The organism is Paenibacillus sp. yr247 (assembly GCF_900103825.1).
Classification (GTDB): domain Bacteria; phylum Bacillota; class Bacilli; order Paenibacillales; family NBRC-103111; genus Paenibacillus_E.
The window spans coordinates 26216-39653 of the sequence record NZ_FNIF01000007.1; the positions used below are offsets into that span (position 1 = coordinate 26216).

Here is a 13438-nt window from a genome sequence, read left to right on the forward strand (position 1 = left end):
TTCTTAGGAGGGACCACTGTGACAACCTATATCAAATCCGGCTTGAATGCGGCTCTGCGGCAGCCTTTCGCTACGATCATCTTGTTCCTGTATCAAATGGGTTGGGGCGTCCTGCTTTATAAGCTTGCGCAGGGTGTACTGGTCCCTCTCATGCACCGCTATCCCGGCAGCGGGCAGCCGAAGGAAGCGCTGCAGCTGTTTCTAGCCGAAGGACAGTTTCAGCTGCTCAAAACCAATCTTAGTCATTCCTACCTATGGTGGCTAGCCGCTCTGCTCTTTGTTCGTATGCTGCTTACACCGATGTTGAATAGCGGGGTCTACTATTCGCTCACCCATTCCCAGCAAAATGCTGGTTATCGCTTCTTCCGAGGCATCAAAGAGCTTATGCTTCCATTCCTAATCGCGTATACTGTCCGAATCGCACTTTCCTTGCTGCCGCTCATTTGGCTGCTGCCCAAAGCGCAGAGGCAATTGGCACACAGCACTTCGTATGAGGAGGCAGCCCTTCAATTGCTGCCTTGGTTTCTGGGCATGCTTGTCTATGGCTTTCTCTTACATCTGCTGTTTATGTACGTGCAATTCGCGATTGCTGCAAAACTTAGCATTTTGTCTACCCTCATTACCTTCATTCGCTTCTCGCTTCCCATCATCGGACTTGCACTCATCCTCCTGCTCAGCTCGGGACTATTGGCAGGGATCACAGTCGCAGCGACCTACTTATGGGCAGGTCTGGTAGCGCTAATCATTTATCAGCTTTTCCCGCTTTTCCATATCTTCATGCAAATGTGGGCCATGACCTCCCAATATCAGCTTCTTTCTGCCAAAATGAACGGTTAAAAACAATAAAATTAGCTGAAATTGGCTGAAATTCCTTAATCCCCTTGCGAAAGGGGATTTTTTGTCTGTATAGCGAACTTTTTCACATATTTTTAGTACGAAACGCATAGAAAAGGAGGATTTTCGATGTTTATGACGAAATAGAAGGACTAGCATCAAAATACCAAATATTTCATGCCGAATTCCTCATTTCTTGGGGAAACGGGGGAACCACACCGGGTGAATTGATCTTGCAAAACAGGGATCATAGGGAACCTTCAACCGAACCCTCCAGCTAACCTCGTAGGCACCGGAAGGAGACAAGCAGTTGAAAAAGGTTGTTACTCTTGTTTTTAGTCTTGTTTTGTTTTTGAGTATTAGCGTAGGAAGCGTTTTCGCCGCTGGGTCCGAAATGGATAACGCGGTTGATGGTCTCATTGGAACTCCCTACAAATGGGCAGGTACCACAACCAAAGGATTTGATTGCTCAGGTTTCACAGCATACCTGTTTAATCAATTCGGGATCGATCTTCCTCACAGTTCCAAATCACAAAACCAAGAAGGCTACTGGATTGACAAAAAAGATCTTCGCAAAGGCGATCTTGTATTTTTCAACACAGATGGAAGCGGTGTTTCTCATGTAGGTATGTACCTCGGAGATGGTGAATTCGTTCACTCTGCCACAAGCCAAGGTGTTGTAAAGAATAAGTTGAGCGAGTCCTACTATGCGAAGCGGTATGTATCAGCCAGACGAGTTCTGTGGGATGATATCTACAATCAACTAACTGCTGAATCCAAGTAAATTCTGTACGATCCATGAATAAAGCCCGGACAAGCCCAGCTCGAAAGAGCAGCTTTCAGGGTTTTTATTCATTTTGGAGGCAAAAGATGTAACTTGACATAGCATGTGAGCCGTCCTATAATAACGGCATATCGTTTTCTAGGGTTCCGTGGCGTCCATCGCCAGGCTGGTCCGAGAGAAAACACACAGGCGGATACGCTGTGGTCACGGAGGGGAAAAAGCCCGGGAGTCATATCGCTTAGCGATATAGCTTCCAGGCTTTTTCTTTTTTCTGCGGCCAAGAAGGCAGCCTAGCAAAGTTCAAGAGGAGTGATTCATCATGGGATGGTTGTATCTAGTCATTGCAGGTGTTTTCGAGGTGGTATGGGCCATCTCGTTGAAGTCTTCCAATGGTTTTACGCGTCTAATTCCTTCCAGCATTACCATTGCAGGCATGGTGGTAAGCTTTTATTTTCTTGCTGTCGCAACGAAAACTCTCCCCATCGGAACAGCCTACGCGGCTTGGACAGGAATTGGCGCTGTAGGGGCGATTGTTATTGGCACTCTTTTTCTCGATGAACCTATCAGTTTAACGCGGATCTTGTTTATGATCCTGATCCTGGTTGGCGTTCTCGGCCTTAAATTTACTTCCGGACATTAGGGAGCAGAGCCCAACCATATACAATCGCTAAGCAATTGTATAGCTAACATACCAGAAGCTGCTGCCGACAAATATATGCAAATGCTGAGAATGAGGCTTAAATATATCGTCTAGTTCTTCGCTTACATCAACTGACGTTCGCTGCCGAAGCGGCGCTTGAGTTGGGTTAAGAAGAACTGCAGCGATAGGAACAACAAAGCGAAGCTGGTCCCTACGCTCAAAATAATCCAAGGATGCAGCCTAATGTACCTTGAGCCATAGGCGATAAGCGATAACCATTCTCCCGATGTCGTGATGGTGATCGAATATCCGGCATCTGCGTCGCCAATTGCCTCTGTACCTCCCAACACAATATTAAAGACGGCCAGCTGTCCGAGCAAGAAGAGCACCTGCATGAACTCGCTAAGGAAGATGAACAGAATTTCATTTCGCATGCAGGGAATCAAATGTCGCACCGTTCGATGGAAGACAGAGCCGCCCATCAAGCGGGACGCTTCTATAAATAATTTTTCATTATAAAAGCGTGTCCGTTCAGCCACTTGATGGGCTAGCGGGAATACACCAATGAACGTAACCAGGATAACGAAAGTAGCGGAGAACAGCAGCTGGTAATGAGGGTCTGCCTTCATCCACTGATCAAGCCGCAGCCCGAAATACATACCAGCTAAAGGCGGAAATAGGAAAACAAAAGCGGGTACAGAGGCAATAACCCACTGCATAGAGCTTAAAATGCCCCATCCTTTGCCCGTGATCCCGCTCCACAATCCCCAAGGAAGTGCAAAAACAAAGCGAAGTAAGGTTAACACTAGCGCCATCCCCAGCGTGTATTTCAATCCGTTCAGCAGTAAGCTGAGTATATCAAAGCCCCGATGATCGGTACCCAGCAGGAAGGTGCTGTTCGGCGCGTACGGCGGGATGCTGTATCGTGTTTTACCGTCTTCTTGATATTGGATCATATTAATCTTGTCATTCGGTGAGATCCCATGCGGCTTGAGCCAAGTGCCGAAAATCATGACAAGCAGGATAAGAACGATAAGGCCAATCGAACAGTAGTAAGCGGCTGATGAGCGTTTCATCATCGTGAAACCACCTCCCCAGTACGAATGACAAACTTTTTACGAAGCAGGGCGTAGAGCACTTGAAAAGCCATTGCGATCAACGAGATCGTCATACAGATGACCGACATCGAAGAGACGCTCTGTAGAGCTGGAGAGATGATAAAGCCGCCTAGGCCGAAAATCCCGCAGATCGCTTCCGCAACAGCCATACTGGCAAGTGCCAGCGTGGTCGCTTTAGGCAAGATTGCGAGTAAATCCAACATCAGGTTACGCAGCACGTGTGAGATAAGCACCTCGCCTCGGGTTAACCCTTTTGCCTGTGCGGTAACGACATAGTCTTGGGCTAGTTCACGGACGATCGCAACGCGAAGCGTGCCATAAATGGTGACTGAAGGAATAAGCGCGATGGTGAGAAACGGGATGAGAAACGGCGTCTTATCGCCAACTTGGACAATGAGCAGCACGAAGTGCCCCAGAAACCTCGTCGCATATATAGCGCCTAATTGAATGAGAACAATCAAGAAAAAATCAGGCAAGCCAACGAGCATTGCATGCGCACCATCCATCAAGGCACCTAATCGTCGCCACAAAGAAGCTAATATCGCCATGAGCATACTAAGCACAATCGCCAGCAGTAAGCCAGGAATGAAATACGTGCTTGTTCGCAGAAGCATGGTGGGGAGTTCTTGAATAATGGCAACCTCTTTGCGATTATAAGGATTACGGAATTTCCCAAAGTCACCTTGGAAGAAGTCTTTGATTTGCTCTTTCACGGAATAACCGTAATATTTCCATGAAATTACAGGATGATCCAGAGGAACAGTAGTCGCGCGAAAAATGCCTTTGATCGCCATCGTCTTTCCGATATAGTCCCACGACTTTCCATAAGGAACAGATAGCAGGCCTGCTTTTTCATTCAGGACTTGACTGTCAGGCAGCTGCTCACTTATTTTCTGTATGCTGGTATCCGGACCTATTGCAATTCGAATCTGGTCTGGTTGTGTAGACAAGAACGCATTACGGATATTACTTAGAAAGAAAATACACAACAGTGTAAATACCCCAAGTAACACCCACCGAAAATTCGACTTCAACTATCGTCACCTCGTTCTATTATTCATCGTTGGTAGATAACTATTTTCATAGTTTACCACGATTTATTTGGAAGTTCTATCCAATATCTAGAATAAAAAAGAGGCTGCAGCAAGTTAGCCTAAGCTAGTTGCCGCAACCCGGCTTAAGATCTGAATTGCGCTTGGTGCAGGCGGCTATACACACCGCCCACTGCAATGAGCTCCTCATGTCCGCCCTGCTCGGTAATGCCTTGCTCCGTCACAACGACGATGCGGTCTGCATTCTTAATCGTCGCCAGTCGGTGGGCAATGACCAAAGTCGTACGCCCCTGCGACAGCTCGGCCAGTGACTGCTGAATCGCTGCCTCTGTCTCTGTGTCTAGCGCCGAAGTCGCCTCATCGAGGATGAGAATCGGCGGATTCTTCAAGAACATCCGCGCGATTGCAAGGCGCTGCTTCTGGCCGCCCGATAGCTTGACGCCGCGCTCGCCGATGGTCGTATCCAACCCTTTCGGCTGCGTCTGGATATAAACCTCCAGCTGCGCTCGCCGTGCAGCTTCCCGGATCTCCTCATCCGTCGCGCCAAGCTTGCCATACGCGATGTTCTCCCGCAGTGTGCCGGAGAACAGGAACACATCCTGCTGCACGATGCCAATCTGACGGCGCAGCGATTCCAGTTGGATGCTGCGAATATCGAGGCCATCGATGGAAATGCTGCCCGAGCTCACATCGTAGAATCGGGGCAGCAAGCTGCAGATTGTGGTCTTCCCTGCGCCTGATGGACCAACGAAGGCAACGGTTTCCCCAGCTTGAATCGTTAAACTGATATCATTCAACACGCGGGCTTCATCTCCATAGCCGAATGAAACTGAGTCGAATGTAATTTGACCGTCTAGATGATTCACCTTCACAGCATTCGGCTGATCGGACACTTCAGGCTCTGTATCGATCACTTCAACATACCGTTTAAAGCCGGCAATACCTTTGGGGTAGCTCTCGATGACATTATTAATTTTTTGAATGGGACCCAGAAAAACATTCGTTAACAGAACGAAAGCAATAAATTCTCCATAGGTAATCTGTTTGTCAATAACGAACCAGGTGCCGCAAATAAGGACGAATACCGTTACCAAACGCATCAGGATATAACTCAGCGAAACGTTCCACGCCATGATTTTGTAGGAGAGCAGCTTCGTCAGCCGGAAGCGTCCATTGTTGTCCGCGAACAGCTTTTTCTCATAGGACTCATTCGCGAAGGCTTGAACAACACGAATCCTCCAATATTGTCTTCCACTCTAGCATTTATATCGGCGAGATCGCCCATCATTCGACGGAATGTCTTCGTCTTTTTCTGATTAAAGTACACCGCTATCCAAAGCAGGAAGCAATCTATCGACGACCTGATTCACTGCAAGCGGGAACCCTAGCTCTAGGAGCCCAGCCACGACCGCACAGGTAAAATCCAAAATAAATAAGTGCTTATAGGGCCGATAATACGAAAAAAAGCGTTTTAACACGTGGATCCCCATCTCCCTTCGCCTATTATACCTGATAAGAAAATGTAAGGGAGTAATTTATGACTTCAATGAATCAGCAATTTCCGATGAGCGGATATTCTCCAATAAAATAGGCCCTTGTCGGAGGACAGGTGTCCACTACATTCATATATATATAGTTGAACAGCATCCTGTGGGGGGGGAATCCATATATGCTCAGTAATTCGTTAGATACACGCACCGCTATCTTCCTAGCAGCTATGTGCAGCCAAAGCTATGGCCAATTCGAAAATGGTCCCGATAGCGTCATTTTGCCGAAAAATTATCGAATGGTTTCTTCCTTTTACGCCACTTCTATCCTTAGCGAAAAGGAGCTATTCGGCTTTATTGCTGAATCCGATGGACAGATTGTTATCGTTTTTCGAGGCACACATACGACGTCAAATTGGATCTCCGATGCCATTGCTAGTCAAACCCTGTTCCCTTATGCGAAAGAGGGAGGACTCGTACACAAAGGGTTTCTAGATATCTACCGTTCCTCCCGCAAACAGATTATGACATCGTTAAAAAAACTCTCCCCTCGTAAAACCCTGTATATCACAGGGCACAGTCTTGGTGGGGCTCTTGCCGCTATATGCGCCGCCGATATTGGTACGAACACGAAGTTTAAAGAGCCTTCTGTGTATACCTACGGATCACCGCGGGTTGGAAATCCGGCATTCGCCAGCTTATTCAACCGCAGGACCGGACCTCACTATCGCATTTATAATATCAACGACATAGTCACTGAGCTTCCTCCCTTCATCTACATGTCCCCCCGAACAGATCAGGTCTACCATTACCTTCATGTTAAAAAAGGGGTCGAATTAACCTATCAAGGGGGCTCATTCTCCGCTAACCATGTAAATGGCAACTATTTTGCCGAGCTAGCCAAGCTTGATCCGGGCTACAAGCAGCAGTTATGCGCCCGGAATCCGGGATTTTGTCCGAATTGAAAAAAGACTATGGAGATCCTATAGTCTTGGCGATTACCCTGAACATGAATTGCCAGCCACCTGCCCAGAAAGGCCGGATAGAAGGCAATTTTTTATTTTGTATGAAACCATTCCTGTGTTTCCTAACAATGGTTTAAACAACCTCATAAAGGTAAGGATAGAAGTTGATATTTATTTTCATCTAGAAGGGGAGCCTGGCTTGAACTTCGTCATTATCTTGTTCTTCGTTTGGTTAAGCATCCATGTATTTACCGCTTTGCCAAATAAGCTACCGGTCATCACGAATGTGCTGCTTTACATGTGCTTAGCCATCGTGGACATCAACAAATTAACGATCTTAAGTGATATGTTTAAACTTTTTCAAATTAGCAACAAGATTCCGGAATTCCTTTCGGTTATTCTACATAGAGATTTCAGCTTTTCAATAACTCTTCTTACCTTTGCGAATGTCTATCTAACTACATCGAATCGCCGTGTAAAAATAGGGATTTCTCCGTACACATTCTCCTTCCTCTTTGTCATCGCTCAAATCCTAAGATGGACTGGTGCAATAACCTATCTGAAATGGAACATCTTCTATGAATGCCTATTAATTCTGACAATGATGATTCTCACATATAGGATAGGCCGCTGGTTAATGCATCTGAAGCAAAAGGAGATTTCCGTATGAACGACGTGACCATTTACGACAATCAATTCAACGCAAATGAATGGTTCGTCATCGCGATGATTGTCTTTGGAGTACTAGCTATTTGACTATTACCAAAAAAGTTTACCCTGACACAAACCTTGTTTAATTTATTAATTGGGATTGTTTTTGGTCTTATGTTTGATCATACAATTGGTGTCCAACCCTTTGATTTCTATGATGTCGTTGACGAATCCCGGTATCAGTTGTTTGATATTGTCTCCTATGCCATGTATACTCCTTTTGGATATTTATATATATATTTTTACAAAAAATTAGGTGTAAAAAGTTTTTATACCATACCCTATATCTTACTCTGGACATCGATGAGCATAGGTTTCGAGTGGTTGAGCGTACTTGTTGGTGTGTTTCATTATAAACATGGGTATCAGCTTATGTATTCGATACCGATTTATTTATTTTTGCAATCAATTCATTTGTTGCTCTACCAAACGTTCTTTCCTCAACGAAAGAATTTGTAACAGCTGTTCTCGGTCATAACAGTTGACCGACCGGGGATCCATTAAGGATTCCTGGTCTTTTTTTATTATTTTACTGGTAATGGTTTACAAAATACTTATTTTTATTTACAATTTTCTACAGGACATTGGACGATTCGACATTAAACTACAAGTAACAGATTCGGTTAGGGGCGATTACGGATGGATTTATTAATAAGCGAAAATCGTCAACGGAAAAATGCCATTGTGCTGCAATTATTCCTACTCAACTTTGCACTTTTAATTATTGTAAGCCTTCATGGTTTAATCAATTTGGGTATCGGATTTACCTCTTATTTATTTTTTGTTATTGCGAATATTATCCCTCTTTCCGCCTATATATGGTTTTATTACCGTCGTAAAGATTCAAATTGGATCGGATATATTCCGATTTTCGGTCAGTTTGTGAGCACGATTCTGTTGATGGTACTCATCCCAGCTATAACGAGTGCATTTAGCAGTGTCTACATGATCGTCTTGGCCGGAGTCTTCATGCGTAGAGATCTTCTATATACCGCCATTTCACTTGCCTTGGCAGCGGACATCTTCTTTATCTTTTCCGTGCCAATCAACATCTCAATTCTGTCACCCCAAGTAATTACAGGCGTTATCACATGGTCGATGATGACTGCAATCACCTTACTATTAATTGTCGGCAATGATAGAAAGCTCATGAGCCGATTTTCCACTTTACAGAAAGATACCTTGAATAAAGCAGAACAAATTAAGCGTTTGGCCACCACAGATACCTTGACCAATCTTCCTAATCAACTTTCTGTGCACGAACATCTACAAAACGCCATACAAAGAGCAGCTGCCTCAAACAGCCGAGTTTGTGTTATTTGGCTCGATGTGGATAACTTTCAGATGATTAATGATTCAGTTGGACATGCAACGGGTGATCAATACTTACGATTATTTGCCCGTCAGCTTGTTCAAGCACTCCCCCCTAATATTCATCTCTTCCGTTCGGGTGGAGACGAATTCAACCTCATTATGGATGTGAGTAGGGACGATAATCAGACTAAGAACATCGCTCTAACCATTTGGGAAGCTTGCCAATCCCCTATTCTAGTGGCAGGTGTTTCTTTCCCCTTAAAGGTGAGCATGGGGATTGCCGTGTATCCGGAACATGGAAAAACGGCCGAAAAGCTGCTAATTAGCGCAGATGTGGCTATGCATAAAGCAAAAACAAACGGTAAGAACCAGTTTCTCTTTTTCGACGAAATGATGACATTCGACCTTCTTCAAAAGCGCAAGCTAGAAGACGCGTTACAGGATGCTCTGACACAAAATGAGTTCACTCTGCACTATCAGAAGCAAGTTCAAGTGTATAGCGGAGATGTAAAAGGGTATGAAGCTTTACTGCGTTGGCAGCAACCCGATGGCCAATACATCTCTCCTGGTGATTGGATTCATATCGCTGAGGAAACGGGGCTCATCATTCCCATCGGTAACTGGGTGTTAAGAACCGCCTGTCAAACAGCGAAAAAGTGGCAGGATTCTTCGCATGCTTCTTTTACAATTTCCGTAAATATATCCGCGCTTCAGCTGATGCAGCATGATTTCGCCGCACAGGTTCTTGCGATATTAGCCGAAACCGGGCTGAGTCCCCGCCACCTCGTGCTGGAGCTTACCGAAACCGTTTTGATTCAATCCATCGAAACATCCACAAACCATCTAAACCTCCTCAGGGATAAAGGGGTCAAAATAGCACTAGACGACTTCGGCAAAGGCTTTTCTTCACTCAGCTATATGAAGCAGTTACCAGCGGACATCATCAAAATTGATAAATCATTCATTGATCATATTGAAGACAGTTTCGTTGACCGGGTCATTATGGAATCTATCGTTTCACTTGCTCTGCGGATTGATAAAGAGGTTGTCGCCGAAGGTGTAGAGAAACAAGAGCAGCTTCTCATTTTGCAAAACATCGGCTGTGATTATGTACAGGGGTATTATTTTAGCAAGCCGCTGCCAGAGCATTTAGCTTTCAATAAACAAGTTGAAAAAGAGCACTTAACCGTCCAATCCTGGGATTGAGCAGCTCAGTGCCTCTTTATTCCTCTGAAGTCAGGGGCAGTCCTCATCCCTCATCAAAAAGTGCCGTTGATAAGCAGCGTTCACCGGTATCTGGCAGGATTACAACGATGGAGTTAATCCTGACTGGACACTCTAACTACTTCATCTACAACTGATCTTCGGAAATTATCCGGCACAAAACCTGCACCAATGCCCTGGATTTGATGTACGCCACGGCGCCAGCCGACAGGACGGGTGAATCGGATGGCTCCACAGCTATCACTTGAGCGGATGGATTTCTCCGCTTCAGTAACTCCCCCACACCGGTGATCGTCCCTCCAGAGCCCACACCTGCGACGAAAATATCGACTTTTCCGTCCGTATCCTTCCATATTTCCTCTGCCGTCGTCTTTCTGTGAATCTCTGGATTAGCTGGGTTGCTAGATTGCAAAATCTGATAGCTTAGCATTCTAAATTCTTATATTTTGCCTACAATCGGCAGGAATGAAAATCTATGATACACTCAGGAAAGAAATGAATGTGATCAACAAGGGGAAAATATGAAAATGAAACTGGTATCCTGGAATGTTAACGGGTTAAGAGCATGTGTGAATAAAGGATTTATCGACTATTTAGATCAAACGGAAGCGGATATATTCTGTCTTCAAGAGACGAAACTTCAGGAAGGCCAAATCAGCCTAGAGCTTGGCGAGGCCTATAAACAATATTGGAATTATGCGGTAAAAAAAGGGTATTCCGGCACGGCCGTTTTTACGAAGATCCCGCCGCTTTCTGTACGATATGGCATGGAGGAGGACGAAGAACCGGAGGGTCGGATTATCACGTTGGAGTTTGATGAATTCTACCTCGTGACCGTGTATACCCCAAACGCCAAACGTGATCTCTCTAGGCTGGATTACCGACTGGAGTGGGAGGATCGGTTTCGAAACTACCTCATGCAATTGGACGTCCTTAAACCTGTTATCGTTTGCGGTGATCTTAACGTAGCCCACCATGAGATTGATTTGAAGAATGCGAAAGGGAATCACAATAATTCAGGATTTACTCTGGAAGAACGGGGCAAAATGACCGAATTGTTGGAGGCTGGATTTATCGATACGTTCCGACATCTCTACCCTGAGCGAACAGATGTTTATAGCTGGTGGTCTAATATGCCTGGTGTTCGAGCACGGAATGTTGGGTGGAGAATCGACTATTTCCTCGCCTCTGCGAGGGTAAGTTCCATGATCGTTAACGCAAAAATCGACTGTGATATATTGGGCAGCGATCATTGCCCTGTTATTTTGGAGCTCGATTTTAACATGGCCGATAAAGGGTAAAAAGTGGATTTCCGTGAAAGTATCACTTGAATAAACGATAACGAGGGTTATAATCAGAAGCAGACGAAGAACGTCCTTATGCCATTTTGGCGGAAGGGCGTTCTATTTTTGTATTTAGGGAGGGAAAAGCCTATTATGGGTTTTGAAAAAGCGCATCAAGCGTTTCTCGAGCGTCATTTGCATCTCAGGACTGGCGAGAGAAAGGGACGGTTACTTCGAGGGCACAACTATGCAGAGAAGCTGCTGCTGCAAAATGTATGGTGGCCCTTGTTCGGCTCTCTGGATCAATTGCATCCAGAATATGAAATATACGATTGGAATCGAATAGCTGTAAGAGATTGGCAGGTATACGGTATGGTGCTATTTCTATTGCATTTTGTGCATTGATATTAATTTTATGGTCTATGCTTTTACGCTCTATTGTATTTTGTACAATGAAACTGGCTCGAGCCTGACTCTCAGGAGGTTCAGAGGCGATTTCATTGTATGTTTTACAATGAAAAGTCATATCTGTGAGGAAAATGGGTACTTCTGTTGTACATTTTACAATGGAAGCTTGTTTTGAAGTTTTGACGGAGTATGCAGTTGATTATGATGGGCGAGGTGTTTGCGATGGGGTGAGATTGTTTTTATGCTGGTCGGGTCGCGAGGGGGGCTTTGGTGTCTTGTACTCTCGAGGTCTTCGTTTGCTGAGCGAGTGCTAATTTGTACTGAGAGTTTGTTTACACGGGGTACAGTGTGTGGCCGTAAGCGGGTTTATAAGCTGAGAGGGCTGCGACCGTCTACCGAAGGTAACCAGTCACAACCCTACTTTCCGCTATTACGCAATCTAATTTCCCCCTGTTGCACATCCGCTTTCTCGGGACGCTTTTTGCTTGCTAGAAATACGCCTCCAAGAATAAATGCCAGTCCTGACAACAAGCTCCAATGAATTTTCTCATTCAGCAGCGTACTGCCCCAAATAATGGCGCTTGCCGGAACGAGATAGGTAACCATCGTTGCAAATTCAGGACTCCCTTTTTGAACCATATAATAAAAGAGAATATAAGCGATGCCTGAGCCGAATACGCCCAAACCAATCAGCACAGCAATATTCGTGGGGGAAGTCAAATGCGGAATTGAGATTCGTTCAACCGACAGCGCCACACTCCCGCTGCCAAGTGCGGCACAAAATAGTGTGCCGAACGTAATTTGATACATCGAAAGTCCCTTGAGAAGACGCTTAGACAACTGTGACCCGAGCCCATAGCATAACGTCGCTGCAATCATACAGATAAATCCTATCAAATCAACTGAAATAATTGAAACCGGATTTACGCCAAGCAATACCAGCAAACCAATGAAGGCAATTCCCATGCCGATCCACTGCAGCCGACTCGTTACAGCCTGAAAAAATAACATTCCCACGATCATCGTCCACAGCGGTGTTGTAGCATTTAATACGGATGCCATGCCGCTTGTTAGTTTGGTCTCACTGAATCCGATGATTGCCCAGGGAATTGCCGTATTGAATGAAGCCATTATCGCCATTGGAATCCAAGGGATTTTCCTCCATTCAAAAGGCTTTCGCAAAACAAGCATAATCAAAACGATTGTAATCAAACCACAGGATGATCTGAGAAAAGCAATGGTCCACGGACCAAAATCATGAAGAAGCACTTTTATAAAGTAAAACGAACCTCCCCAGATCAGACTGAGCGCAAACAAAACAACATAGAGTGTCCGAGACAAATAAATTCCTTCTTTCCATTGTGCGAAAGCTCCTGCCTTGCAATTATTTAATTGATGAGGACCCCATTTGTCACCAAATAGCAATAGACCCAATGAAAAGGGGAGATACACGATGATTCAGTGTTATTGTAACATAACTAAACAGCGATGGGGGATTTAATGGTAAAATATGGATCACCTATTACTCCGCAGGGCTTGTTTGCAAAAGACCAAAAAAAGGGCTGCAGCAGCCTGCCCAAAGGCAACCTGCCACAACCCTCCACCCTGCTTCCGACGC

At 45.1% G+C, this 13438-nt stretch carries 10 protein-coding genes, 3 pseudogenes and 2 riboswitches; of the genes and pseudogenes, 8 read left to right on the forward strand and 5 right to left on the reverse strand.

Annotation, left to right across the window (positions count from 1 at the left end; translation table 11 throughout):
* Positions 1-18 precede the first annotated feature (18 nt).
* The 3 genes from BLT91_RS14790 (at position 19) to BLT91_RS14800 (ending at position 2258) form a co-directional block, all read left to right on the forward strand.
* The gene (locus BLT91_RS14790; RefSeq protein WP_090822178.1) at positions 19-837 is read left to right on the forward strand and encodes a hypothetical protein; all 819 of its coding nucleotides are present in this window, start codon (positions 19-21) and stop codon (positions 835-837) included.
* Between the two features lie 165 nt (positions 838-1002).
* Positions 1003-1141: riboswitch (cyclic di-AMP (ydaO/yuaA leader) on the forward strand.
* A 3-nt stretch (positions 1142-1144) separates the two neighbouring features.
* Positions 1145-1618 carry a C40 family peptidase gene (locus BLT91_RS14795; protein ID WP_090822181.1) on the forward strand — a complete coding sequence of 158 codons (474 nt, stop codon included), beginning with the start codon at positions 1145-1147 and terminating at the stop codon, positions 1616-1618.
* Between the two features lie 127 nt (positions 1619-1745).
* Positions 1746-1849: riboswitch (guanidine-I (ykkC/yxkD leader) on the forward strand.
* Between the two features lie 88 nt (positions 1850-1937).
* Complete coding sequence (locus BLT91_RS14800; protein ID WP_090822184.1) at positions 1938-2258, forward strand: DMT family transporter; 321 nt, start codon at positions 1938-1940, stop codon at positions 2256-2258.
* 122 nt (positions 2259-2380) lie between these two features.
* Here the strand turns inward: BLT91_RS14800 and BLT91_RS14805 are convergent, their stop codons facing one another.
* The 3 genes and pseudogenes from BLT91_RS14805 to BLT91_RS14815 form a co-directional block, all read right to left on the reverse strand.
* Positions 2381-3337 (reverse strand): hypothetical protein, encoded by a 957-nt coding sequence (locus BLT91_RS14805; RefSeq protein WP_090822186.1) that lies wholly within the window; start codon positions 3335-3337, stop codon positions 2381-2383.
* Positions 3334-4410, reverse strand: coding sequence for an ABC transporter permease subunit (locus BLT91_RS14810; protein WP_090822188.1), 1077 nt, complete (start codon positions 4408-4410; stop codon positions 3334-3336). The genes BLT91_RS14805 and BLT91_RS14810 overlap by 4 nt, the downstream gene beginning before the upstream one ends.
* Positions 4411-4553: 143 nt before the next feature.
* Positions 4554-5906 (reverse strand): annotated as a pseudogene (locus tag BLT91_RS14815) (ABC transporter ATP-binding protein).
* Positions 5907-6097: 191 nt separating this feature from the next.
* Here BLT91_RS14815 and BLT91_RS14820 point away from each other — a divergent pair.
* The 3 genes from BLT91_RS14820 to BLT91_RS14835 all read left to right on the forward strand — a co-directional run bounded on the left by BLT91_RS14820 (position 6098) and on the right by BLT91_RS14835 (position 10111).
* Positions 6098-6880, forward strand: coding sequence for a lipase family protein (locus tag BLT91_RS14820; protein WP_090822190.1), 783 nt, complete (start codon positions 6098-6100; stop codon positions 6878-6880).
* Between the two features lie 199 nt (positions 6881-7079).
* Entirely contained in the window at positions 7080-7550 is a 471-nt protein-coding gene (locus BLT91_RS14825; protein ID WP_141224994.1) for a hypothetical protein, read from the forward strand.
* 680 nt (positions 7551-8230) lie between these two features.
* The gene (locus BLT91_RS14835) at positions 8231-10111 is read left to right on the forward strand and encodes a putative bifunctional diguanylate cyclase/phosphodiesterase (RefSeq protein WP_090822195.1); all 1881 of its coding nucleotides are present in this window, start codon (positions 8231-8233) and stop codon (positions 10109-10111) included.
* 43 nt (positions 10112-10154) lie between these two features.
* Here the strand turns inward: BLT91_RS14835 and BLT91_RS14840 are convergent.
* Positions 10155-10529: pseudogene (locus tag BLT91_RS14840) on the reverse strand (pyridoxal-phosphate dependent enzyme); the annotation flags it as partial.
* Positions 10530-10656: 127 nt separating this feature from the next.
* Between BLT91_RS14840 and BLT91_RS14845 the strand changes: the two are divergent.
* A complete protein-coding gene (locus tag BLT91_RS14845) occupies positions 10657-11430 on the forward strand; it encodes an exodeoxyribonuclease III (protein ID WP_090822197.1) in 774 nt (257 codons plus the stop codon).
* 135 nt (positions 11431-11565) lie between these two features.
* Positions 11566-11754: pseudogene (locus tag BLT91_RS14850) on the forward strand (hypothetical protein); the annotation flags it as partial.
* A 483-nt stretch (positions 11755-12237) separates the two neighbouring features.
* On the opposite strand, the gene BLT91_RS14855 reads toward BLT91_RS14850, so the two are convergent.
* Positions 12238-13161: a DMT family transporter gene (locus BLT91_RS14855; protein ID WP_090822199.1), complete on the reverse strand. Its 924-nt coding sequence runs from the start codon at positions 13159-13161 to the stop codon at positions 12238-12240.
* Positions 13162-13438 lie beyond the last annotated feature (277 nt).